Source organism: Pectobacterium zantedeschiae (assembly GCF_004137795.1).
GTDB classification, from domain to species: domain Bacteria; phylum Pseudomonadota; class Gammaproteobacteria; order Enterobacterales; family Enterobacteriaceae; genus Pectobacterium; species Pectobacterium zantedeschiae.
Map to the genome: position 1 here is coordinate 467,555 of NZ_NWTM01000001.1, position 24,224 is coordinate 491,778.

The 24,224-nt window shown below is 47.0% G+C and carries 29 protein-coding genes; 17 read left to right on the forward strand and 12 right to left on the reverse strand.

Going from position 1 to position 24,224, the window contains the following annotated elements; translation table 11 throughout:
- The first annotated feature begins 201 nt into the window (after positions 1-201).
- Genes flhB through CLR69_RS02195 form a run of 3 tightly spaced genes read left to right on the forward strand, consistent with a single transcriptional unit; the run spans position 202 to position 3,846 of the window.
- Positions 202-1,353 (forward strand): flagellar biosynthesis protein FlhB, encoded by a 1,152-nt coding sequence (gene flhB / locus CLR69_RS02185; protein WP_129705801.1) that lies wholly within the window; start codon positions 202-204, stop codon positions 1,351-1,353.
- A complete protein-coding gene (gene flhA, locus CLR69_RS02190) occupies positions 1,346-3,430 on the forward strand; it encodes a flagellar biosynthesis protein FlhA (protein ID WP_129705803.1) in 2,085 nt (694 codons plus the stop codon). Before flhB ends, flhA begins: the two co-directional genes overlap by 8 nt.
- Entirely contained in the window at positions 3,427-3,846 is a 420-nt protein-coding gene (locus CLR69_RS02195) for a flagellar protein FlhE (protein ID WP_129705805.1), read from the forward strand. The genes flhA and CLR69_RS02195 overlap by 4 nt, the downstream gene beginning before the upstream one ends.
- Positions 3,847-3,915: 69 nt before the next feature.
- On the opposite strand, the gene CLR69_RS02200 is transcribed toward CLR69_RS02195, so the two are convergent.
- From CLR69_RS02200 to flgA, 3 genes are all read right to left on the reverse strand, one after another.
- Positions 3,916-4,353, reverse strand: coding sequence for a flagella synthesis protein FlgN (locus tag CLR69_RS02200; protein ID WP_129705807.1), 438 nt, complete (start codon positions 4,351-4,353; stop codon positions 3,916-3,918).
- A 5-nt stretch (positions 4,354-4,358) separates the two neighbouring features.
- Positions 4,359-4,655, reverse strand: a complete 297-nt coding sequence (flgM, locus tag CLR69_RS02205) for a flagellar biosynthesis anti-sigma factor FlgM (RefSeq protein ID WP_129705809.1) — start codon at positions 4,653-4,655, stop codon at positions 4,359-4,361.
- 140 nt (positions 4,656-4,795) lie between these two features.
- Complete coding sequence (gene flgA / locus CLR69_RS02210; RefSeq protein WP_129711768.1) at positions 4,796-5,464, reverse strand: flagellar basal body P-ring formation chaperone FlgA; 669 nt, start codon at positions 5,462-5,464, stop codon at positions 4,796-4,798.
- Positions 5,465-5,628: 164 nt separating this feature from the next.
- Here flgA and flgB point away from each other — a divergent pair, with 164 nt between their 5' ends.
- The 14 genes from flgB to CLR69_RS02280 all read left to right on the forward strand — a co-directional run bounded on the left by flgB (position 5,629) and on the right by CLR69_RS02280 (position 18,021).
- Complete coding sequence (gene flgB, locus CLR69_RS02215) at positions 5,629-6,045, forward strand: flagellar basal body rod protein FlgB (RefSeq protein ID WP_015840802.1); 417 nt, start codon at positions 5,629-5,631, stop codon at positions 6,043-6,045.
- A gap of 28 nt (positions 6,046-6,073) precedes the next feature.
- Positions 6,074-6,478, forward strand: a complete 405-nt coding sequence (flgC, locus tag CLR69_RS02220; protein ID WP_015840801.1) for a flagellar basal body rod protein FlgC — start codon at positions 6,074-6,076, stop codon at positions 6,476-6,478.
- 15 nt (positions 6,479-6,493) lie between these two features.
- Positions 6,494-7,168, forward strand: coding sequence for a flagellar hook assembly protein FlgD (flgD, locus tag CLR69_RS02225; RefSeq protein WP_129705813.1), 675 nt, complete (start codon positions 6,494-6,496; stop codon positions 7,166-7,168).
- A 75-nt stretch (positions 7,169-7,243) separates the two neighbouring features.
- On the forward strand, positions 7,244-8,461 hold the full coding sequence (gene flgE / locus CLR69_RS02230; protein WP_129705815.1) for a flagellar hook protein FlgE: 1,218 nt from the start codon (positions 7,244-7,246) through the stop codon (positions 8,459-8,461).
- Between the two features lie 21 nt (positions 8,462-8,482).
- Positions 8,483-9,238 carry a flagellar basal body rod protein FlgF gene (locus CLR69_RS02235; RefSeq protein ID WP_129705817.1) on the forward strand — a complete coding sequence of 252 codons (756 nt, stop codon included), beginning with the start codon at positions 8,483-8,485 and terminating at the stop codon, positions 9,236-9,238.
- A gap of 27 nt (positions 9,239-9,265) precedes the next feature.
- Complete coding sequence (flgG, locus tag CLR69_RS02240) at positions 9,266-10,048, forward strand: flagellar basal-body rod protein FlgG (protein WP_010301659.1); 783 nt, start codon at positions 9,266-9,268, stop codon at positions 10,046-10,048.
- Between the two features lie 181 nt (positions 10,049-10,229).
- Positions 10,230-10,943 carry a flagellar basal body L-ring protein FlgH gene (locus CLR69_RS02245; protein WP_129706300.1) on the forward strand — a complete coding sequence of 238 codons (714 nt, stop codon included), beginning with the start codon at positions 10,230-10,232 and terminating at the stop codon, positions 10,941-10,943.
- 16 nt (positions 10,944-10,959) lie between these two features.
- Positions 10,960-12,069 (forward strand): flagellar basal body P-ring protein FlgI, encoded by a 1,110-nt coding sequence (locus CLR69_RS02250; protein WP_129705819.1) that lies wholly within the window; start codon positions 10,960-10,962, stop codon positions 12,067-12,069.
- A complete protein-coding gene (gene flgJ, locus CLR69_RS02255; protein ID WP_129711767.1) occupies positions 12,069-13,031 on the forward strand; it encodes a flagellar assembly peptidoglycan hydrolase FlgJ in 963 nt (320 codons plus the stop codon). The genes CLR69_RS02250 and flgJ overlap by 1 nt, the downstream gene beginning before the upstream one ends.
- 126 nt (positions 13,032-13,157) lie before the next feature.
- On the forward strand, positions 13,158-14,864 hold the full coding sequence (gene flgK, locus CLR69_RS02260) for a flagellar hook-associated protein FlgK (RefSeq protein ID WP_129711766.1): 1,707 nt from the start codon (positions 13,158-13,160) through the stop codon (positions 14,862-14,864).
- 32 nt (positions 14,865-14,896) lie between these two features.
- Entirely contained in the window at positions 14,897-15,850 is a 954-nt protein-coding gene (gene flgL, locus CLR69_RS02265; RefSeq protein WP_129711765.1) for a flagellar hook-associated protein FlgL, read from the forward strand.
- A gap of 296 nt (positions 15,851-16,146) precedes the next feature.
- A complete protein-coding gene (locus CLR69_RS02270; RefSeq protein ID WP_129711764.1) occupies positions 16,147-16,686 on the forward strand; it encodes a DUF2058 domain-containing protein in 540 nt (179 codons plus the stop codon).
- 304 nt (positions 16,687-16,990) lie between these two features.
- A complete protein-coding gene (locus CLR69_RS02275; protein WP_129711763.1) occupies positions 16,991-17,473 on the forward strand; it encodes a cold-shock protein in 483 nt (160 codons plus the stop codon).
- A gap of 302 nt (positions 17,474-17,775) precedes the next feature.
- Positions 17,776-18,021 carry a DUF2543 family protein gene (locus tag CLR69_RS02280; RefSeq protein WP_129705831.1) on the forward strand — a complete coding sequence of 82 codons (246 nt, stop codon included), beginning with the start codon at positions 17,776-17,778 and terminating at the stop codon, positions 18,019-18,021.
- 120 nt (positions 18,022-18,141) lie between these two features.
- On the opposite strand, the gene fliR is transcribed toward CLR69_RS02280, so the two are convergent.
- The 9 genes from fliR to fliJ all read right to left on the reverse strand — a co-directional run bounded on the left by fliR (position 18,142) and on the right by fliJ (position 24,216).
- A complete protein-coding gene (gene fliR / locus CLR69_RS02285) occupies positions 18,142-18,927 on the reverse strand; it encodes a flagellar biosynthetic protein FliR (RefSeq protein ID WP_129705833.1) in 786 nt (261 codons plus the stop codon).
- Positions 18,928-18,929: 2 nt separating this feature from the next.
- Positions 18,930-19,199 (reverse strand): flagellar biosynthesis protein FliQ, encoded by a 270-nt coding sequence (gene fliQ / locus CLR69_RS02290; RefSeq protein ID WP_011093293.1) that lies wholly within the window; start codon positions 19,197-19,199, stop codon positions 18,930-18,932.
- 20 nt (positions 19,200-19,219) lie between these two features.
- On the reverse strand, positions 19,220-19,915 hold the full coding sequence (gene fliP / locus CLR69_RS02295) for a flagellar type III secretion system pore protein FliP (RefSeq protein ID WP_197730561.1): 696 nt from the start codon (positions 19,913-19,915) through the stop codon (positions 19,220-19,222).
- 77 nt (positions 19,916-19,992) lie between these two features.
- Complete coding sequence (gene fliO / locus CLR69_RS02300) at positions 19,993-20,415, reverse strand: flagellar biosynthetic protein FliO (protein ID WP_129705837.1); 423 nt, start codon at positions 20,413-20,415, stop codon at positions 19,993-19,995.
- Complete coding sequence (gene fliN, locus CLR69_RS02305) at positions 20,415-20,828, reverse strand: flagellar motor switch protein FliN (protein ID WP_010279616.1); 414 nt, start codon at positions 20,826-20,828, stop codon at positions 20,415-20,417. Before fliN ends, fliO begins: the two co-directional genes overlap by 1 nt.
- Positions 20,821-21,834 carry a flagellar motor switch protein FliM gene (fliM, locus tag CLR69_RS02310; protein ID WP_129705839.1) on the reverse strand — a complete coding sequence of 338 codons (1,014 nt, stop codon included), beginning with the start codon at positions 21,832-21,834 and terminating at the stop codon, positions 20,821-20,823. The genes fliN and fliM overlap by 8 nt, the downstream gene beginning before the upstream one ends.
- A gap of 5 nt (positions 21,835-21,839) precedes the next feature.
- Positions 21,840-22,319 carry a flagellar basal body-associated protein FliL gene (gene fliL, locus CLR69_RS02315; RefSeq protein ID WP_129705841.1) on the reverse strand — a complete coding sequence of 160 codons (480 nt, stop codon included), beginning with the start codon at positions 22,317-22,319 and terminating at the stop codon, positions 21,840-21,842.
- Positions 22,320-22,474: 155 nt separating this feature from the next.
- Positions 22,475-23,773: a flagellar hook-length control protein FliK gene (locus CLR69_RS02320; RefSeq protein ID WP_129705843.1), complete on the reverse strand. Its 1,299-nt coding sequence runs from the start codon at positions 23,771-23,773 to the stop codon at positions 22,475-22,477.
- Positions 23,770-24,216, reverse strand: a complete 447-nt coding sequence (gene fliJ, locus CLR69_RS02325; protein ID WP_129705845.1) for a flagellar export protein FliJ — start codon at positions 24,214-24,216, stop codon at positions 23,770-23,772. Before fliJ ends, CLR69_RS02320 begins: the two co-directional genes overlap by 4 nt.
- Between the last annotated feature and the right edge of the window lie 8 nt (positions 24,217-24,224).

Below are 24,224 nucleotides of genomic sequence, written 5' to 3' on the forward strand. Positions count from 1 at the left end.
GTTATGAGCACCATCGTCTCAGTTATTTATGGCCAGTACTTATGGCCATAAATAGCTAAACTCAATTTCTCCCTCCCTTTCATTCTTACTATTCGTTAAAGAAGCGTTGGTTTTTCTCGTTGTTCCAGCCATAAAATTTTCTCGTATTTGTCATGCTAGGCAGCAAATTCCTATCCCGAAAGTCGTAACAGGAACGCCAACGTGGCTGAAGATAGCGATCTAGAAAAAACAGAAGCCCCCACTCCCCAAAAGGAGGAAAAGGCGCGAGAAGAAGGCCAAATCCCACGATCTCGAGAGCTGACTTCTGTTCTGATGATGGTCGCAGGATTGGCTATTTTGTGGATTGGGGGTGATGCAATGGCTGGCCGATTGGCTAGGATTGTCTCGCAATCGCTAAACTTTGATTACGCGACGGTTGGCGATGAGACGCAAATGCTACGCCACGCTGGTTCGTTACTGCGTCAGGCTGTATCGGCGCTGGTACCGATTCTGCTTGGGTCTGTATTGGTTGCGCTGTCTGCGCCGATGCTGCTGGGTGGGATATTATTTAGTACCAAGTCATTAAAGTTTGACTTTAAAAAATTAGATCCTATTTCTGGACTAAAACGGTTATTTTCTTCCCAAGCATTGGCTGAGCTTTTTAAGGCGATATTGAAATCAGTCTTGGTTGGGATCATCAGTACCTTGTTCTTGATGCACAACTGGCCGAAAATACTGCACCTGGTGTCCGAAGCGCCGATTTCGGCGTTAGGTGATGCCTTGGAATTAGCCGTAATGTGTGGCTTTCTCATCATTATGAGTCTTATTCCTATGGTTGCTTTTGATGTGTTTTGGCAAGTCTGGAGCCACATCAAAAAATTGCGGATGACGAAGCAAGAAATTCGCGATGAACATAAACAAAGCGAGGGTGACCCTCATGTTAAAGGTCGTATTCGCCAGCAACAAAGGGCAATGGCCCAACGTAGGATGATGGCTGATGTTCCTAAGGCTGATGTAATAGTCACTAACCCGACGCATTATGCCGTAGCATTACGCTATGATGATAAAAAAATGAATGCGCCGAAAGTGTTGGCTAAAGGGGCTGGCGACATCGCTTTGCGTATTCGTGAGCTAGGGACCGAACACCGCGTTCCTATTTTGGAAGCACCTCCGTTGGCGCGAGCACTATTTCGTCATTCTGAAGTCGGGCAGCATATTCCAGCGTCGCTGTATGCTGCTGTTGCAGAAGTCTTAGCCTGGGTTTATCAACTGAAACGCTGGAAGCGGGAAGGTGGATTAATTCCTAGAAAACCGAAACATTTACCAGTGCCGGATGCGCTGGATTTTGCTAAAGAGAATACTACTGATGGCTAATTTGGCCTCTTTGCTTCGTTTACCGGGTAATATGAAAGGTACCCAATGGCAAATATTAGCCGGACCAATACTGATCCTGCTGATACTTTCCATGATGGTATTGCCGCTGCCGCCATTCATTCTGGACCTGCTATTTACCTTTAACATTGCGCTATCAATCATGGTATTGCTGGTTGCGATGTTTACGCAACGGACGCTGGAGTTCGCCGCATTTCCTACCATCCTGCTGTTTTCTACGCTATTGCGTTTGTCACTCAACGTTGCATCGACCCGTATTATTTTGTTGGAAGGGCACACGGGTACTGCCGCAGCAGGGAAGGTTGTTGAAGCATTCGGACACTTTCTGGTCGGTGGGAATTTTGCCATTGGTATTGTGGTCTTTATCATTCTCGTCTTAATCAACTTTATGGTTATCACCAAAGGTGCCGGACGTATCGCTGAGGTTGGCGCACGCTTTGTGTTGGATGGTATGCCAGGCAAACAGATGGCTATCGATGCCGATCTTAATGCTGGGATAATTGGTGAGGAAGAGGCTAAAAAGCGCCGCGCTGAGGTAACTCAGGAGTCTGATTTTTATGGCTCAATGGATGGTGCCAGCAAGTTCGTGCGTGGTGACGCTGTCGCTGGATTGATTATCATGGTCATCAACATTGTTGGCGGATTGATCGTCGGTGTTGCACAGCACGGCATGCCGGTAGGGCAGGCAGCAGAAAGCTATACACTGCTTACCATCGGTGATGGTCTGGTTGCGCAGATTCCAGCTCTGATTATCTCTACCGCTGCGGGTGTTATTGTTACTCGTGTGAGTACCGATCAGGACGTTGGCCAGCAGATGGTCACCCAGCTATTCAATAATCCGCGGGTTATGGTGCTGAGTGCTGCGGTGATTGGACTTATTGGGCTGGTTCCGGGAATGCCCAACTTTGTCTTCCTGTTATTTACTGCATCTCTATTGGGACTTGCCTGGTGGATGCGCGGGGAACAAACAAAAGAGCCTGCGATGCAGCCTATACCGGCATCAATGGAGAAGCATCAGGTTATTGAAGCCAGCTGGTCTGATGTACAGCTTGAAGACCCGCTGGGTATGGAAGTTGGTTATCGATTGATCCCAATGGTTGATGCGCAGCAAGATGGCGAACTGTTGGGTAGGATTCGTAGTATCAGGAAGAAATTTGCCCAGGAAATGGGGTACTTACCGCCAGTAGTTCATATCCGGGATAATTTGGAACTTCAGCCTGCCAGCTATCGTATATTAATGAAAGGCGTTGAAGTGGGTAGTGGTGAAGCTCACCCTGGTCGCTGGATGGCGATCAATCCGGGTAATGCGGTTGGTTCTTTGTCTGGAGATATCACGCAGGATCCAGCATTTGGGCTGCCTGCAGTGTGGATTGATAATGCGCTGAAAGATCAAGCCCAAGCTCAGGGATTCACGGTCGTAGAGGCAAGTACAGTGGTGGCGACACACTTGAACCACTTAATTGCATTACATGCCAGTGAACTCTTTGGACGGCAGGAAGCGCAGCAATTGATGGACCGCGTTGCGCAGGAAATGCCAAAACTTACGGAAGATTTCATTCCTGGCGTAGTGACGCTGACTACCTTGCATAAGGTTTTGCAAAACCTGCTTAGTGAGAGAGTGTCGATTAGGGATATGCGCACCATCATGGAAACATTGGCTGAGCATGCGCCTGTGCAGCCAGATCCTTACGAACTTACCACCGTAGTCAGGGTTGCTCTCGGACGAGCTATCACTCAGCAGTGGTTTCCTGGGGACAGTGAACTTCAGGTTATCGGTCTGGAAGGGTCGTTGGAACGCCTTCTGCTACAAGCACTTCAGGGCGGTGGTGGTCTCGAACCGGGGCTTGCAGATCGTTTGCTTGAACAGGCGAAACAAGCGCTACAGCGGCAGGAAATGTTGGGTGCTCCGCCGGTGCTACTTGTGAACCACGCTTTACGTGCTTTGCTTGCTCGATTCTTGCACCGTAGTCTGCCAAATATGGCCGTGCTTTCTAATTTGGAAATCAGTGATCATCGACAGATTCGCATGACATCAGTTATTGGGGAAGCCAATAAATGAGTGAAGTGATTCGTTCTCTGGTAGCAATAGCGCTGGCATTTCCACTTTACGCCATCGCGACACCAGGTAGTTGGAACGGAAGTATGACGGGAATTAAACTGGATCATCGTGGTGAAATGATTACGACGTCAGCTTTTGTTCCTAATATAGCGGTTAAACCAGATGAAACGATTACGACAATATATTGGCGGCACGTTATTGATTCAGCGATACCTGTAGGGCTTGTTGTGAAGCTGTGTTCACAGTCGCCGCAGCGCTGTGTCGATCTGGATGGTAGCGGGGACGGACAAACTCAGGCATTCGGTGGATTAGCGGCAAATAATGAGTTTCGTTTTGTATACTACATCGAAGGCAATGGTCGTATTAATCATACGTTCAGCGTTCGTACAATTGATATTGCGGTAAACTACAAATAGTTTTAACTGATTGTTTTAAATGACAGGTTGTTTAAAGGATTGAAAGTCTCTGCTACGATGCAGAGACTTTTAGAACGTAATTTTCCGACCGCCTACTGTCACTCCTTTCGACTGGCCATCCGGGCCATATAACCCCTGCCCATGACGAGGCTTCAATATATTGATGGCTTCGTTCGTATACGCAATATGCCGACTAAGTAGAAGGCCATTATGCTTATTCTGATTATTTAGGCGTCTGGTTAACTCTTGTACTTGTTGCCAATACACAGACAGTTGTTCAATACCGTCATAAGGCGCTTGCAGCTTAAGAACAGATTCAGCGTCATGGCGCCGTGTTTCCAAATGCTGCATTGTTGCCAACAAGGATGTCTTCTTTTCTGTCATCTGTTGCAGAGCAATGCTGTTAATATGACCAGCACAAAGTAGCGTTTGCTCTTCAGACATCACGACATCAAGCTCACGCAGATTACTCAGCAACTGATTCAGAGTCGATTGCAGATTTTCCATAAATATTAATTACCTGCTAAAAAATCCTGCGTTTCTTTAAGTAACGCATCTGCGATTTTTCCGGCATCAATTTTAAGTGAGCCGTCACGAATTGCCTGCTTCAGGGTTTCAACGCGGTTCATGTCTATGTCTTGCGTACCTGGCTGCATCAACTTCGCCTGCGCGTCGCTCAGTTTCACCTGAGTTGCGCTGACTTCAGACTGAGCTTCAGTCTGCTTACGTTTAGTTTTAGCGACATCGCCAGATTCGCGTTGCTGAACTTGACTGACCGGCTTCAGCGACTGTGTGCGATCAATACTCATAATACATCCCTCTGATTGAGGATAAATGGTTAATCATCAATGTGTTAAATAATTTTTATCACATTGGTGTTCAATTTTAAAACGTCGTCAGTAATGACTCTGTAATTATCATCGGCAAACATGAGCAAATCTTTAATTAATTACTGTGAGATCAGAATAATCCCATCTTCGTTTGTGATTCCGCTGACTATTTGTCCATTTGCCGTTCTGACTCTAACGGCTTGTCCCGTTGCCGCATTGTTCATAGCCTTTCCTTCGCCATTAACCGTAAAGCCTGCCCCTTGGGCGATGATTTGCACCGACTGACCAGCCTTTACGACCCATGCACGTCTGATCATTGACGCGGTAATAACCTGCCCTGGGGTTAGATCGCGCAAAACGACTGCACCCTGTGCGCCTTGTAACGTCAGTATAGGGCGCAACGGCAATAAATCGAGTCTGCCTTTTGTCAAACTTATGTCTTTTTCCGTCAGCGTTGTTCCGCGATTTATAGGCCGTGAACTGGTGACATAGTTTCCTGTTACCTGAACCTCGGTTTGAATAAAGCGGCGCTGTTGCCCACAACGTACGGACAGGCTGACATTGCCCCACATTTTCGTATTTCCGGGCAATGTGATTTGTGGCACTTCGCACTGTGGCCACTGTGACTCCGGCGATTTTACCACAACGTTAACGCTATTCGTGCTTCCCTGAAAGCGTGAAGCAAAAAACTGATTGATCTGTGCCGGGAGGTCGTTCGCATTGGCAGATGCACACAGAATGAGAAAACAGGACGTCGCCAGACAGAGGTAATAATATATTGTTTTCATTCCGATTCGGCTCTCCTGATTCTGATTATATCGGGCATAAGTGTAACGATGTCAGCGTGAGGTTAAGGCAATAAATAGCGCTGCATTTGGTGTCTATTCGTTCGATGGCATAGCTGCTATGAGAATTATCCTACTCACTCCAAATTCTAACTTGCGGAGGGAGCATGCTTGATAAATTAGACGCCTCGTTGCGGTTTCAGCAGGAAGCGTTGAACTTGCGTGCCCAGCGGCAGGAAATTCTGGCCGCGAATATTGCCAATGCGGATACGCCAGGCTATCAGGCCAGGGACATCGATTTTGCCAGCCAGCTCAGTAAAACGATGGAGCAAGGGCGGGTGAACGGTACAGGTATCGCGCTGAAAACAACATCTGTACGGCATATACCGGCACAGAATTTTCAGCCGCCGGAGCTTGATTTGTTATACCGCGTACCCGATCAACCTGCGTTGGATGGCAATACGGTCGATATGGACCGTGAACGCACTAATTTTGCCGATAATAGCCTGAAATATCAAACCAGCCTGACCGTTCTGGGTGGACAGATTAAAGGCATGATGTCGGTCCTGCAGTCAGGTTCATGATCGTAGCGCGATGGGAAGGTAAAGATTCATGTCGTTATTAAATATATTCGAAATTTCAGGCTCAGCGCTTTCTGCGCAATCTCAGCGTCTGAATGTGAGTGCGAGTAACCTGGCTAACGCAGACAGCGTGACAGGCCCTGATGGTGAACCTTATCGCGCCAAGCAGGTTGTATTCGAAGTGAATGCAGCGCCGGGGCAATCAACGGGTGGCGTACGCGTTGCCAATGTTATTGAAGACCCATCGCCTGCTCGTCTGGTTTACGAACCGGGCAACCCACTGGCTGATGGTCAGGGATACGTTCGCATGCCGAATGTTGACCCTGTAGCTGAGATGGTGAACACCATTTCAGCATCACGCAGTTACCAGGCAAACGTCGAAGTCTTGAATACGACAAAATCGATGATGCTGAAGACGCTAACGATCGGGCAATAATCGGGAGACGCAATAATGTCTGTAACCATTAATGATACCTCCTCGGCGAGTAGTACGCAGAGTCTCTCGTCTACAACGGCGGTAGAGAAAAACAGCAGCGCTGACCTACAGAATCAGTTTCTGACGCTTCTTGTTGCACAGTTGAAGAACCAGGATCCGACGAATCCGATGAGCAACGATCAGCTTGTAAGTCAGCTTGCTCAGCTCAATACGGTTAGTGGTATTGAGAAGTTGAACACAACATTGGGTTCTATTTCCGGTCAGATCAATAACAACCAATCTATGCAGGCAACAACGCTGATTGGTCATAGCGTTATGATCCCTGGAAAAGACATTCTTGTTGGTAGCGAAACTAGCACGCCCTTTGGTGTGGAACTGGAAAAAGCAGCCGAAGTCGTTACCGTTACGATTAATGATTCAACCGGTAAAGCTGTTCGTACGATCGAATTGGGGACGCTTTCTGCCGGGGTTCATTCGTTCAACTGGGACGGTAAGCTTTCTGACGGTACGGCTGCACCAGATGGTGCGTATACCTTCACTGTCGCTGCCAGTACGGGTGGCGCGCAGCAAGTAGTTCAGCCACTGAACTATGCGGTTGTGAATAGTGTTGTTCGAGATGATAGTGGCGCATTGCTTGATTTAGGACTACGCGGCAGAGTCACGATGGACGATGTCAGGCAGATTCTGTAACAGAATAAATTTCATATTATTCCAGTGAAACTCACTACCTGGAATATGACTTAATCAATTCATCTGGAGAACGACATGGGTTTTTCTCAGGCGGTCAGTGGTTTAAACGCGGCATCTAATAACCTGGATGTTATCGGTAATAACATCGCTAACTCAGCGACAGTGGGTTTTAAATCCGGGACCGTCACATTTGCTGATATGTTTGCGGGTTCTAAAGTCGGTATGGGTGTGAAGGTCGCATCGGTACTACAGGATTTTGGTAACGGTACGGTGACATCATCCTCACGAGACCTGGACATCGCAATTAGCGGCGGCGGTTTTTACCGTTTGCAAGACACCAACGGTTCTACTTATTACAGCCGTAATGGTCAGTTTATGCTGAACGGCCGTAATATCGTCAACGCGCAAGGAATGCAATTGACGGGGTACCCCGTTGCAGGTACGCCGCCAACCGTTCAAACAGGTGCAGATCCAGTACCGTTGACTGTTCCTGATGGGGATATGTTGGCGAGCCAAACGACAGTTGCATCAATTCAGGCTAACCTGAAATCTTCAGACTCGGTTCCAACAAGCTCTTGGGCTACAACGCCTGGGGCAGAAGGTACCTATAATAGCAAGACTGCACTAACAACCTATGATAGTCAGGGTAACGTGCACAACTTCACCCTGTATTTTGTTAAAACGGCAAACAATACATGGCAGACGTACGCTAAGGATGACTCAATTAGTCCAGCTACGTATCAAAATGCAGGAACGCTGAATTTTGAGGCGAACGGTGCCTTAAGTTCTACGGGAGCCACTGCGCATACACCTTTTACTATCAATCTTACGGGAACGAATGGTGCTGCAAATGGTACCTTCACTCTCAATTTGACTGGCAGCGTGCAGCAAAACACCGAATATAGTTATAAGAGCCCGACCCAGAACGGTTATGCGCCAGGATCGCTGACGGGTTTTGCTATCAATGACGACGGTACGATCGAAGGCAGTTACAGCAATGGTCAGAAGCAACCGCTGGGCCAGATTCTGCTGGCTAGTTTTGCTAACCCAGAAGGCTTATCGCCTGAAGGGGATAACGCCTGGTCTGAAACAGCAAGTTCTGGTCAGGCTGTTGTTGGTCTGGCGGGTACCGGAAGTCTGGGTAAACTTATCGGCAAATCCACCGAAAGTTCGAACGTTGATCTGAGTAAAGAGCTGGTCAACATGATCGTTGCGCAGCGTAACTACCAATCAAACGCGCAAACTATCAAAACGCAGGATTCCATTCTGCAAACGCTGGTTAGCCTGCGTTAATTATCCTAACGGGGACGTTGCATGGATCACGCGATTTATACAGCAATGGGTGGCGCGAGCCAGTCATTGGAAAAGCAGGCGATTACTGCGAACAACTTGGCTAATGCCTCAACGCCGGGTTTTCGGGCACAACTGTCTGCATTGCGCGCGGTGCCAGTGAATGGGTTGACACTACCTACCCGAACGCTGGTTGTCGCGTCAACGCCTGGTGCTGATATGACCGAAGGCGTGATGAATTATACTGGCCGTGCAATGGATGTCGCTTTACCGAAAGAGAGTTGGTTGGCAGTGCAAACTGCTAATGGCGGTGAAGCGTACACCCGTAATGGTAATATGGAGATCAACGCTGATGGGCAGTTGACTATCCAGGGACGTGTAGTCATGGGCGACGGTGGCCCGATTGACGTTCCTCCACAGGCTCAGATTAGCATTTCTGCCGATGGTACGATTTCTGCTCTTAATGCTGGCGATCCGCCGAATACGATTGCTCAGTTGGGGCGTTTGAAGCTTGTCAAAGCTACCGGACAAGAAGTTGAGCGTTCTGATGATGGGTTGTTTCGCTTGACGCAACAGGCTCAGCAGCAACGTGGTAATGTTCTGCAAAACGATCCCACTGTGCGCATTATGCCGGGTGTGATCGAAGGCAGTAATGTGAACACGGTCGATACTATGGTCGATATGATTGCTAATGCTCGTCGCTTTGAAATGCAGATGAAAGTCATTAGCAGTGTCGATGATAATGCACAACGCGCTAATCAGATATTAGCAATGAGTTAAGCGCCGAGTGCGCACAGGAGTGAATGAATGATCCGTTCTTTGTGGATTGCAAAAACCGGCTTGAATGCTCAGCAAACCAATATGGACGTTATTTCCAATAACTTGGCAAACGTCAGCACAAATGGTTTCAAGCGTCAGCGTGCGGTATTTGAAGACCTGATGTATCAAACAGTTCGTCAGCCCGGAGCTCAGTCTTCAGAGCAAACCATGTTACCGTCTGGTTTGCAGTTAGGTACCGGTGTTCGTCCGGTATCAACAGAGCGTATCCATACTCAAGGAACGTTTTCCGAGACGGGTAACTCGAAAGATGTTGCCATTAAAGGGCAGGGGTTCTTTCAGGTTCAGTTGCCTGATGGAACAACAGCTTACACTCGTGACGGTGCCTTCCAGCTTGATGGTAACGGACAACTGGTGACGTCGAGCGGTTATCAGGTTCAGCCTGCCATCACCGTTCCTGCGAATGCGACTGAACTGAATATCGGCCGTGATGGTATTGTCAGCGTTAAAGTGCAGGGGCAGGCAGCAACAAACCAGATTGGTCAGCTGACGCTGACGACCTTTATTAATGATAGCGGTCTTGAGAGTATGGGTGAAAACCTGTATCTGGAAACCGCGAGCTCAGGCGCGCCGAATGAAACAAACCCAGGTTTGAATGGCGCGGGTCTGCTATATCAGAAGTATGTCGAAACCTCCAACGTCAATGTGGCTGAGGAATTGGTATCGATGATTCAGACTCAACGTGCCTATGAAATCAACAGTAAAGCAATTTCTTCTTCTGACCAAATGTTGCAGAAATTGACCCAATTGTAATGGGTAACCCGCTAATGTCAGGGGTGAGAGCTGGTGCTCTGGTGGCTTGATGTTGGCAACATAGACAGTATTTAACGGGGTAATGATGGCCATAACCACCAGATGAGTGGAGCAAATATGGTTTTGATTTACCCCGTGAATATATGAAATAGATTAATTTAAGGCGATATCTGCAGTGATAATGAATGCAAAGTCGGTTATCAAACCACTCCGCCGACCCCGTCTGTTGACATTGATCGCGATGTTAGCACTTAACGGTTGCGCCTATATTCCGCATGATAAAGTTGTCACTGGGCCTACGACTGCCCAGCCTGGATCGCCAGTATTAGCGGGTCCTAATGGTTCTATTTTCCAAACTGTACAGCCGATGAATTATGGCTATCAGCCGATGTTTGAAGATCGTCGCCCACGTAATATTGGCGATACATTGACGATCGTATTGCAGGAAAATGTTAGCGCCAGTAAAAGCTCATCAGCTAATGCTGCTCGTAATGGCTCATCGACGTTTGGTGTAACGACAACACCGCGCTATCTTGAAGGGCCACTGGGTAACAACCGTGCTGCATTGGATGCCACTGGTACGAATGATTTTTCAGGGAAAGGTGGTGCTAACGCCAATAACACCTTCAGTGGCACGATTACAGTCACGGTCGGTCAAGTATTGGCTAATGGCAACTTGAGCGTCGTTGGCGAAAAACAAATTGCAATTAATCAGGGAACAGAGTTTATCCGTTTCTCTGGAGTGGTAAATCCGAGAACCATTAGCGGTAACAACTCGGTGCCATCAACCCAGGTCGCGGATGCGCGCATTGAATATGTCGGCAATGGCTATATTAATGAAGCGCAAAACATGGGCTGGTTACAGCGGTTCTTCCTCAATGTTTCTCCGTTCTAAGCTTAAGAGGCCTGTCATGCGGATTGCATCATTTTTCACTGTACTGCTGACGTTACTGACGCTGAATATTGCCCCTGCGTCGGCAGAGAGAATTCGCGATCTGGTTAATATCCAGGGCGTACGTGGTAATGCGTTGATTGGTTACGGTTTAGTTGTCGGCCTGGATGGTTCCGGTGACCAGACTATGCAGACACCGTTTACCACACAAAGCTTAACTAACATGCTTTCCCAATTAGGTATTACTGTCCCCGCCGGAACTAACATGCAGTTGAAGAATGTGGCTGCGGTGATGGTAACAGCGGAACTCCCGGCCTTTGGCAGATCGGGCCAGAATATCGATGTCGTTGTGTCTTCACTCGGTAATGCAAAGAGCCTGCGTGGCGGGACTCTGTTAATGACCCCATTAAAAGGGGTGGATAATCAGGTATATGCTCTGGCTCAGGGGAACGTTTTGGTTGGTGGTGCTGGAGCTTCCGCTGGCGGAAGCAGTGTTCAGGTTAACCAACTAGCCGGTGGACGAATTAGCAACGGTGCAGTTATTGAGCGAGAGTTACCCAGCACGTTTGGCGCGTCAAATACGATCATGCTGCAACTGAAGAATGACGACTTTTCGATGGCACAGAAAGTCAGCGATGCGATCAATCGCTCTGGATATGGTGGTACGGCGACTCCGCTTGACTCTCGCACAATTCAGGTTCTTGCTCCACATGGCAATAGTTCTCAGGTTCGATTTTTGGCCGATGTTCAGAATATTGAAGTCAACGTCGGTATTCAGGACGCTAAAGTAGTGATCAACTCTCGTACCGGTTCTGTCGTGATGAATCGTGATGTCACGCTGGATAGCTGTGCTATCGCTCAGGGCAACCTTTCTGTGACGATTAATCAGCAAGCCAACGTTAGTCAGCCCAATACGCCATTTGGCGGTGGCCAGACGGTTGTGACTCCGCAAACAGAGATTTCGGTTCAGCAAGCGGGCGGTGCTTTACAGCGCGTCAACTCCAGTGCCAACCTCAATAATGTCGTGCGCGCACTGAATTCTCTGGGCGCGACGCCGATGGAACTGATGTCTATTCTGCAGGCGATGCAAAGCGCGGGTTGTTTGCGCGCCAAACTGGAAATTATCTGATGAGTGACATGCAGACGCTGAATAACGCGGCCTATGATGCACAGTCCCTGAATACCTTGAAGCGTGAGGTTTCAGGTAATCCTCAAAGTAAAGAGGGTATCAGGGCGGTTGCGCAACAGATGGAAGGTGTGTTTGTACAATTGATGATGAAAAGCATGCGTTCTGCGATTCCGCAGGATGGGCTTTTCAACAGCGATCAGACGCGTCTGTATACCTCAATGTACGATCAGCAAATTGCCCAAGAGATTTCAACTAAGGGTAAGGGACTTGGGCTCGCGGATGTCATGGTTGAGCAATTGACCCGGCAATCCCCAGATGCAGCAGCGGCTAAAGCCGCTGTTCCCTCGGTTCCATTGACATTCGATGGTGATGTAATCAAAAGCATGCCAGCTGGGGCTGTGGAGCAGATGGTACGTAAAGCGTTGCCCAAATTGCCAACGACGGGTTCAGCCCTGCCATTATCCAATAGTAATTTTGTGTCCCAGATTTCCTTGCCCGCACAGATTGCCAGCCAGCATAGCGGCATACCTCATCACCTTATCATCGCCCAAGCGGCGCTCGAGTCTGGCTGGGGGCAGCGTGAAATCACTACGGAAGATGGACGCCCAAGCCACAATTTGTTCGGTATCAAAGCTGGCGGTAGCTGGAATGGGCCGACAACGGAGATAACCACGACAGAGTATGAGCAAGGCGTGGCCAAAAAAGTAAAAGCTAGCTTCAGAGTTTACGACTCCTACATTGAAGCTATTGGTGACTATGTGAAATTGTTGACCAATAATCCACGCTATTCTGCTGTGATGAGCGCGGGAACGGCTGAGCAAGCGGCTCATGCTTTGCAAAAAGCGGGTTATGCAACGGACCCACAATATGCTCAGAAACTGGTTAGTATGATCCAGCAAATGAAGAGTTCAGGTGAGAAAGTGGCGAAGGCCTACACGCACGATTTGAGTCGGCTATTTTGATTTTTTTATTCAAGATTTGCGCTTCCTGACCGATAAAGTAATTAACTTATGTAGCGTATTTGCTGCTTTCAGTATTTAGTTAATCGCGCAGGGCGAAAAAAGCCTGTGTAAAAGGAACAACACCCTATGTCCAATTTAATTAACACCGCGATGAGTGGCTTAAAAGGTGCACAGGTTGCGCTGAGTACCGTGAGTAACAACATTAGTAATCAGGCTGTTACTGGCTATAGTCGGCAAAATGCGATTCTTGAGCAAGCAACGAGCAGCAGCACATCCGCTGGGTATATTGGTAATGGCGTGAATGTTGTTAGTATTAATCGTCAATATAATGAATTTATTACTAATCAGCTGCGTTCCGCACAAACGACGAGTAGCTCTGTTTCTGCTTACTACGAGCAAATTTCCAAAATAGATAACCTACTCGCGAGTAGCACGACTAGCCTCTCCACAACTATACAAAGCTTTTTTTCCAACCTACAGAACCTCACCAGTAATGCGGGCGATTCGTCTACTCGTCAAACTGTACTGGGCAAAGCGGAAGGGCTGGTAAACCAATTTAAAGTCACCGATAAATATTTGCGTGATATGGACAGTGGCCTGAATACACAGATTCAAAGCACTGTTGGCCAAATTAATACGTATACCGATCAGATTGCCTCTTTAAACAATGAAATCACGAAGCTGATGGGCGCAAATAGCGGCACTATGCCTAATGATTTGCTCGATCAACGCGATCTTCTTGTCGATCAGCTCAATAAATTGGTAGGTGTTGACGTTACTGTCCAGGATGGAACTATTTATAACGTTGCATTGAAAAACGGTACTAACCTGGTTCAGGCAGGAACGAGCAACCAGCTAGTCGCAGTTGGTTCGAGTAGCGATCCTGCTCGTCTGACTATTGGATATAAAGACCAAACAAATGATGTTGTTACGCTCAATGAGAGCACGTTAACCGGCGGTTCATTAGGTGGTTTGATCTCTTTCCGTTCAGAAACCCTTGATGAGGCGCGCAATCAGCTAGGACAGTTAGCACTGGCATTCGCCGATGCATTTAATACTCAACACCAGCAAGGTTACGACCGTGATGGTGTTAAAGGCGGTGATTTCTTCTCTTTTGGTAAAGCGGTTGTTTTGAATGATAGCAAAAATAGCGGCACTGCTGCGTTAACGCCATCTTACACAGATACTAAAGACGTGCAGGCAAGCAATTATGCGATTAAATACGATGGCGCTAATTGGCAAGTAACCCGCTTGTCTGACAATTCAAAATTTACGGCGGCAGTGACGACAACAGGAACGCCTCCTGAGAGCAGCCTGAATTTTGATGGTATCAAGATGACAATCACTGGAACGCCAGCAACGAACGACAGTTTCGTGCTTAAGCCCGTTAATGACGTCATTACCGATATGTCAGTGGCTATTTCCGATCCTAATAAGATCGCTGCTGCATCCGTTAAGCTTGATGATTCTGGCAATCCGGTATTGGATGCGAGCGGTAATCCTGTGTTTGGTGGTGTTAGTGATAACACGAATGCTAAAGCATTACTTGCGCTGCAAAATGAAAAAATTGTGGGCGGGAAGGCCAGCGTTTCTGGAGCATACGCGAGTCTGGTTGGTGAAATTGGTAACCAGACCAGCACCCTAAAGATTAATAATACATCGCAGCAAAACGTTGTTAAACAGCTGACAGCAGAACAACAGTCGGTATCCGGTGTGAATCTGGATGAAGAATACGGTGATCTGATGCGTTACCAGCAATATTACATGGCAAATGCTCAGGTCATTAAAACAGCACAATCCATATTTGACGCTTTGTTAGCGGCCCGTGGCTAAGTTTGACCATTTGATAGAGAGGAATTAATACCATGCGTTTAAGTACTAGCATGATATACCAGCAAAACATGCAGGGCATTATTAATGGTCAGGCAGCGTGGCAAAAAACGGGTGAGCAACTGTCAACCGGTAAACGTGTTGTAAATCCATCAGATGATCCTATAGCGGCTGCAAGTGTCATTATGCTTGGCCAGGCTCAATCGGAGAATGGTCAGTACACGCTAGCGCGCACATTTGCCAAACAAAGTATGTCGCTGGAAGAGTCGATTTTAGATAAGAGCGTTACTACCATTACGAGTGCATTGACTGAAGTAATCAAAGGCGGCGGTGTTCTGAGTGATGACGATCGTAAATCAGTTGCGACGTCTTTGCGTGGAATGAAAGCTGAGCTGCTGAATATGTCTAACAGCACTGATGGTAACGGCAATTATATTTTTGCTGGCTATGAAACGGATAATGCTCCTTTTGTTGAAGGTGCCTCTGGGGTTGAGTATTTGGGCGGAAACCAAGCTATTTCACAACGCGTAGATGCGGCCCGAAATATGACGGTCAGCCATGTTGGTTCCGCGGTATTCAATGGGATAACCGGAGATGCTCAAAAAGAGCCGGATGGTAGCATTCAGTCGGATTTGTTTGAAACGTTGGATATTGCTATTAAAGCGCTCGAAACGCCTATTGCAGATGCCGACGATACAACAAAAGCCGGCGTGGCGGCGGCATTAGAGACAGCAAACCGTGGTTTAAAAAATTCGTTGAATAATATTTCTGCTGTCCGTGCAGAATTAGGTATTCAGCTTAATGAAATTGATAACCTTGATGCTATTGGTCAAGATCGCGATGTTGCCAATAAAACAACGCTATCACAGTTGCAAGATACTGATTGGTATGATGCGATTTCGTCTTATGTTATGCAGCAATCTTCTCTGCAGGCGTCTTATACAGCTTTCCAGAATATGCAAGGAATGTCACTTTTCCAGTTAAAATAGTAGTAATAGGCAACACTTATCTATTCTACTTTTACCGATTTGAATACGCTTAAACCGGGCGTATTTTTTAGGCGTGTCACTCCTTTCATTATACTGAATGGATGACATGCCGTTTTTTATTCCCCTTCACCCAAAATTATCTCTTGCAATACCTTCGATAGCGCACGGAATTTACAACAGCCTTTGATAGGTCCCTTCAAACGCAAACTGCATCGCGTTCAGCTTCTGCAATCCGGTACAGCCTCAAAAATTACAGGTATAATCCCATACATTATTCAACGGGTTTAGAAACGAAGATGACAAAACTCACCTTACAAGAGCAGATGCTAAAAGCTGGGTTAGTGACCAGCAAAAAAATGGCCAAAGTCCAAAGGACGGCTAAAAAATCACGAGTCCAGGCTCGTGAGGCAAGAGAGGCTGTGGAAGAAAATAAAAAAGCACAGATTGAGCGTGATAAACAGCTAAGTGAACAACAAAAACAAGCTGTTTTATCTAAGGAATATAAAGCTCAGGTGAAGCAACTCATTGAAATGAATAGAATCAATGTTTCAAAAGGTGATATTGGTTTTAACTTCACAGATAGTAATTTAATTAAAAAAATAATTGTGGATAAGCTAACTCAAGCTCAGTTGATTAGTGGTCGCCTCGCCATTGCTCGCTTGGTTATCGATAACAGTGGTGAGAGCGAATACGCGATTATTCCTGCAATCGTAGCCGATAAAATTGCACAGCGAGATGCGAACAGTATTGTATTAAATAGTGCGCTTAGTCAGGAAGAGCAAGATGAAGAAGACCCGTATGCTGATTTTAAAGTGCCCGATGATTTGATGTGGTAATCAACGTTCTACAAATACTTATGTATGAAAAGTCCATCAGGGCTTTTCATTAAGATTTTATATTCATCCAGTTCATGAAGAACGTTGTATTATCCTGGATTGTTGCCAATCTTTATACTTCCAGCTCAGCTGGATGACGCCTTTTAGCCTACCAGTGTATGTCGCTTATGCCTCCACTTGGCCACAAGCCTCTCACACCTAGAAATTTATCGTAGACTTCAATCAAAGGCGTAGTCTGCGCAGGTATTGTGTTCTACACTGCGCACTGCAAAAACTGAGTAGATAAACAATTAAGTAGGCGGTAATGGCGATGAATGGAACGATCACAACGTGGTTTGAAGATAAAGGTTTTGGATTTATAAAAGATGAAAACGGTGATAACCGTTATTTTCATGTGATTAAGGTCGCCAACCCTGAGCTAATTAAAAAAGATGCTGCGGTAACTTTTGAACCTACCACGAATAACAAGGGTTTGTCCGCTTATGCGGTGAAAGTTGTACCGGAAAGCAAATACATCTATATTGCGGGCGAACGGCTTAAGCTCACATCGATCAAGTCTTACCTGGTTTACCGTGAAGAAGTGCCTGCCGATGCTCACATTGACAAAGAAAATGCAGTGCTGTCTGTGGGGATGCTGATGAATAGTATCAGGCCAAAATCAGCCACTAAGCCTGGTGACATGCGTCCACTGAAAAAACTGGCGATCACCACCTTTCAGGGAACGACGTTAATCTTCTCGGAAGATGAGATAGATGTGGATGCCGCGGTAAAACTACTCAAGGTCTGAAGTTATCAGATAGATCCTGTGCCGAAATTTTGCGCTACCCATAAGGAATATTTCGGCATCATTTACCGAGCCCGATGCGCCATGATATACGGCTCTGTTACAAACTTCTCCCGCAACCAGATCATATCGTAAGAGCCCAGTTAAAGTTTTCGCCACGTTGATCTCATGGCTCTTGACGTAGGGTGTTTTGCGTTTTCAACGCTGATCTTGCATGGATGACAAAAAAATGGGACAGAATGATATTATCTAAGCCATACGATGCAGACCGCAACTGACATAGGCGTTAACGCTGGGAGCTACTTATGAACAATGAAGTACCACTTAAATATTATGACATCGTGGATGAATATTCGACGGAATCGGCAGAAGCAGTGGGTGAGTCCGAACGTGAATCTCTGGCGCGTTATTTCCAATTGCTGATCACCCGATTAATGAATAATGAGGAAATCAGTGAGAATGCGCAGAAAGAGATGGCCAATGAAGCCGGTATCGACGAGCGGCGTATCGATGAGATAGCCATGTTCCTGAATCAATGGGGCAATGAGTAGCTCACTAGGGCAGGGTGTTACGTCCACGTTCTTGCTCTTAACCTACGGCTAGAAACAGCTAAAAACAAAAAATCCCGCTTAAGTTACCTTAAGTGGGATTTTTTAACTTTGAGTAGAGAGTTAAGAACTTGATAGCTGGCTGAGAATATCAGCGAGTAAATCGAAAACCTCGCTGAATAAATGTTCCGCAAATGGTGGTATGAGCGGGAGTAATAAACCTAGCGTCATAATTCCGACAGTGAGTGTAACTGGGAAACCAACGACAAATATTGAGAGTTGAGGTGCCATGCGGTTAAGCATGCCTAACGCCAGGTTGATGGTCAGCAATAGAGTTATAATGGGCAGCGCTAACATCAATCCGTTAATAAAAATTAGCCCGCCGGCGCGCGCAAGTGCAAGAAAAGCATGGCTGTTAATAGGATTGGCACTGATGGGCAAGGTATAGAAGCTATCGGCTAATAATGAGATCAGCCAGAGGTGTCCATCAAAGGTTAAGAACAGTAGGATTGCGAGAATATTCAGAAAGCGGGCTATAACCTGCATATTCGGGCCGCCCGTCGGATCAAAGAAGGTCGCAAAAGCAAGCCCCATCTGTAAACCAATGAGCTCTCCTGCATGGCGAATAGCGGCAAATGCCAACTGCATTGATAAGCCTAGTGTCACGCCGATAAGTATTTGTTGTATCAGGAGCCACACGCCCGCAACAGAAAAAATAGGCGTGGTGTTTAACGGCAAATAAGGCGCAACGAGCAGAGTAATCAGTACACCCAGGCCGATCTTTACCCGATTACCAATCGCTCTTTCGTTAAAGACTGGTGCGGTACTGATCAGTGCAAGAATTCTGACGAAGGGCCAAAAAAACTGGCTAACCCAATTCACCATATCCCAACTGTTAAACGTCAGCATGCTTACCCAATAATGTTAGGTAACTGGCCGAACAGCGTGCGCATATAGTCCAGCATAAGGTTTAACATCCAGGGCCCAGCGATCACTAAGGTGAAGAACACCGTTAGGATTTTAGGGATAAACGACAGTGTCATTTCGTTTACCTGGGTGGCTGCCTGCAAGAGACTAATCGTCAGCCCACTGAGTAGTGCCGCTATCAAGGGCGGAGCCGCCAGCGCCAATGCGACCTTCATTGCTTCATAGCCAAGCGCCATCACCGATTCTGGTGTCATAGTCGCATTCCTCTATTCGTTTAACTGTAAAAACTTTGTGCTAATGAACCGAGTAGCAGCTGCCAGCCATCGACTAATACGAAAAGCATGAGTTTAAAAGGCAATGAAATTGTCGCCGGAGGAACCATCATCATCCCTAGTGCCATCAATACGCTGGCAACCACAAGGTCAATGATGAGGAAAGGGATAAACACAGTGAAGCCAATCTGGAAAGCAGTTTTGAGTTCGCTTGTCACAAATGCAGGGAGAAGTACACGCATAGGGACTGCTTCGGGTCCTTGAATCTCTGGGATTTCTGCTAGCCGGGTAAACAACGCCAGATCGGTTTCTCTGGTCTGTCGTAACATGAACTCACGCAGAGGCTCTGCGCCACGCTCGATAGCGACTTCCATACTGATTTGATCTTGACTGAATGGAAGATAGGCTTCGTCATAAACGCGGTTTAATACCGGCGACATGACAAAAAACGTGAGGAAAAGCGTCAACCCGAGCAATACCTGATTTGGCGGCGCGGTTGGTGTACCCATCGCATTGCGTAACAAGCTTAGTACAATGATGATGCGGGTGAAGCTGGTCATCATTAGCAAAGCAGCAGGGAGAAACGTTAATGACGTGAGGAAAACCAGCGTTTGTACTGATAACGTCCAGTTCTGTCCACCGTTAGGCAGCGGTTGCGTCACAATTCCGGGTAGCTGTGCCCACACTGATGGTGCCATGAACAACAAACTGAAGGCTAAGCCATAGCGCAGCGCGCGAAGCAGGGCGGTGATACGAAAATAATTAGGCAAGGCACTCATTCCGATTTTTCCGGACGCTTTAAAACTTTCTTTAACAGTTGATTGAAATCTACTGGTTTGGTATCGCCAGTGGAAGAACTGTCGTTGGTTGGTTGTGCTGGAAGAGTATGCAATGGTGTGATTTGTTGAGCGGTAACACCTAACACCAGCCAGGTATTATCAACTTCTACAATAACCACACGCTCACGCTGCCCAACCGGGCAACTGGATACCACTTTTAGCAACTTGTTTTGCTTGGCTTGAGGGGCAAAGCCGAGTTTACGGGCAAGCCAGGCAATGAGTAGAATAAATAATAAAATACCAGCAAGCACGCTACCAACCTGTGTCAGTAACATACTGCCGGTAAGTGGGGCTTCAGTAACAAGAGTCGACTGCTGGCTTGTTACTGAAGTAGAGGATGAGACCGAGGCTGTTGCCATTAACGACTCAGGCGGCGCATACGTTCAGATGGTGTAATGATGTCTGTAATACGAACACCATACTTGTCAGAAACGACGACGACCTCACCTTGAGCGATCAGATAGCCATTGATCAGGATATCCAACGGTTCGCCTGCTAAGCCATCCAGTGCAACAACAGAGCCTTGTGTTAGGCGCAGCAGTTCTTTTATCGTCATTTTGGTTCGGCCAAGCTCAACGGTGAGTTTGACAGGAATATCCAATATCAGATCGATATCCTGCAGGGCACCCAACGGATCATGACCGTCTAGCGACTTAAAAATACCTTCTGTTGTCGCGGCCGGTTTTTCTGCAGCCTGCTGCTCGTTAAATGCATCAGCCCACAGATCGTCCACTGATTCCTTGTCGTCGGACGGTTTCTTGGTGTCACTCATGGGGCTGTTCCTCGTTATCCAGAGAATTCAATATAGGGTTAATCAAATGTTCAACACGTAGGGCGTATTGCCCGTTCAATGTGCCATATTGGCTTGTCAGCACAGGCACGCCGTCAACATGAGCAACGATTTTTTCAGGCTTGTCGATCGGTAACACATCGCCGGGCTGTAACTTCAGAATTTTGGACAGCCGCAGCGGAATATCAACAAAGCTTGCAACTAATTCCAATTCAGAATGCTGTACCTGCTTAGCTAAGGTGTCACGCCAGCTCTGATCTTCCTGACGTGAGTTTTCTAATGGCGGATTCGCAAGCAGTTCACGCAGCGGCTCAATCATTGAAAAAGGAATACAGATGTTAAATTCGCCAGTCAGTGAGCCAATCTCAACATGGAACGGTGTCGTCACGACGATATCATTAGGCGACGTTGTGATATTGGTAAACTTGACCTGCATTTCTGAACGCACGTATTCGATATCAAGCTTGTAAATCGCATTCCAAGCTTCACCGTATGCTTCCAGAGCTAAGCGCAACATACGCTTCACTACGCGTTGCTCTGTGTGGGTAAATTCGCGACCTTCGACTTTCGTTGGAAAGCGCCCATCACCGCCGAAGAGGTTATCTACGGCGATAAACACCAAACTTGGCGAAAATACGAATAGTGCGGTGCCACGTAGCGGTTTTAAGTGAATAAGATTCAGGTTTGTCGGTACCGGAAGGTTCCTGGCAAACTCATGATAAGGCTGGATCTTGATTCCACCCACGGTAATGTCGGGGCTACGACGCAACAGGTTAAACAATGCCATTCTGAATTGGCGCGCGAAACGTTCATTAATAATTTCTAATGCCTGTAAACGCTCACGGATAACGCGTCGCTGAGTATTCGGATCATAGGGTTTAACACCCCCATCCGTTTTTGATGCCGCATGGGTGTCAGCGTCGCTATCGCCGCTGTCACCATTTAATAGTGCATCAATTTCTGCTTGTGAAAGAATACTATCGCCCATAATGGTTACCGCAGTATAAAGGCCGTGAACAGAACATCAGTAACGACCTGGTTAGGTTGACCAGGAACTAATGGTGGGCTTAGCACTTGCTTAATTTGCTCTATCAGCTTCTGTTTACCTTGCTCATTGGCAAGCGCAATTGCGTCCTGACGAGAAAGTAGCAATAACAGCCTGCTGCGAACTTCTGGCAGATAATTAGTAAACCGTGTGCGCGTTGCCTCATCTGGCAAACGCAGCGTGAACCCAACATATAACACGCGGTCAGGATCATTATCGGCATTGACTAGATTAACGGTAAAAGTATCCAGTGGCATGAAAACAGGCTCTGGCGGTGGCGGTGCTTCTTGCTCAGCCGTTGCCGCGTTTTTCTGATTTAATAGCCACCAGGCGGCGCCCGCAGCACCAGTTGCAGCGAGAGCAACGGTAATCAGTAGTATTAGCCAAATAGACCGTTTACGTCCTGGTCGAACTTGCATATCAGACATAGCCAAAGATAGTTCCCGTTACTTATCGATATTTATTGCTGGATGAAACTAACAATAAATAAATGCGTAATGTCGATGATTATCCTGCCTATTGCAATGTTCAATACAGAGAATAGGCAGGGAAAATCGTGCTAACTTATTCGTTTACTTCACTTTCAGGCAAAGATATCAACGCCATTGACTGATGAGGCCATTGATCTTAACTGTTCTGGTACGTCTAATAATTCACTTGTGCTTTCTGATGACTGGCCAAATTGTTGCTGGTAAGACGGGCCACGGCTATTTCCATCGTTGTTATTACCCGCCATTTGCTGCTGCCAGGCAGAGGAATCACTACCTACACTGCTCTGACCGAGGTTAATTCCACTCTCTGCCATCGCATTACGCAAGTGGGGTAGTGCCGCTTCCAACGCTGAACGAACTTGGCTATTTGCTGAAGCCAGATGAATTTGTGCCTGATTATCATCAATTTTCAAACTGATGTGCAGAGCGCCTAATTCCTGTGGATTCAGACGTAACTCAGCGGTCTGCTGACCATTACGGCTGAACATAACGATCTGCTGGCCTAATGCGTCTTGCCATTGCGGTGAACCAAACGGTGCATTCAGTTGAGCGCTTGCTGCCTGAGGCGCTGGAGTGGTCGTTCCTACTGATGCTGGCTGAACATGCATAGCTTGCGCGACTGGTGGTGTCGTTTGAGACGCACTTGCACTGTTACCTAATGCAGAAACCGATTCCGACGCATTACGATCGCCTGCAAGAGAATGTGGTGTCGTCAGCGAAAATTTTGCAGCATCATCAGAGTCGGTCGCTGTCGATGAGGCTTGTTTGGTTGCACGATGCAGATCTCTTGAGATATCAGTATCTTTACCTGGTATCACAGATGTGTCGAGCAGCTTTGCCAGTGTGCCTTTGGCGTTTTCACCGGTATTGCCTAGTACTGATGCAGGAGACTCATTCTGACGTTTAGCGTCAATAAGCCCCGAAATATTTAAGCCCGTATTAACAACAGTCGCAGCGGCACCATCGGCGGCAGTTTGAGTTTGCAGTGGTGTTGTTTGCAGCATGGCAAGCAGTGTCTGCATTGCAATCGCGTCGTCTGTAGTATTGTCGCTATCTTTCTTATCCAGACCTTTTAACTTTGCCTGGTCTGCAATTTCTGGATTTTGCTTACCAGCAGCAATGGTTGCCCCAGCCAGAGAACTGAATGAAGCAAGCAGAGCATTGAGATCGTCGCGGCTGAGCGAAGCGTTATCTTTCCCTAAAGCGTTTAGCAGGGCTTTTTCATCTACTTTGTCGAGTGTATTTTTACTCGAAGTATCGGCTACTTGTGATATGCGTTTGCTCAACAGATCAACAAAATCTTTTGGCAACTCACCCTGTGTCAGCAGAGAAGCAGAAGCGCTGCTTGTATCACTGACGGTGGTAGCTATAGGTAACGCGGACAGATTCATGATTCTGCTTTCCTCTGTGAGGCCCGTTGGGCAAATTCATCCATTTGTTTTTGTTCTATTTTATTTTCTTTAGCAAGCTGTCTTGTCAGCTCGCGATCCTGCAGTTTCTCAAATGCGTTCAATCGCTGCTGTTTTTCTTGCCAGGTCTTCATTGCTAAATCTAAACGTGATGTCCATTGCGAGAGCTGGTGTCTGTGTTGCTCAATTGCAGTGTCCAGCGTTCGGATGAATTGCTGATAATTTTGCCAGCTATTATTCGCCATGCCAGAGGACATCGTCGAGTTCAATTTTTGACGATAGTCATCCTGATAGTTTAACAGCATATTGAGTTGCTGTTCGGCTTGTTGATGAGCCTGACGTACCTGGCCCAATTGCCCTGCGGCTTTCTCAACATCCTTCTGCGCCAGTTCGCGTAGTGTAACCAGCGGTGACTGGGTTTTCATCTGCTCTC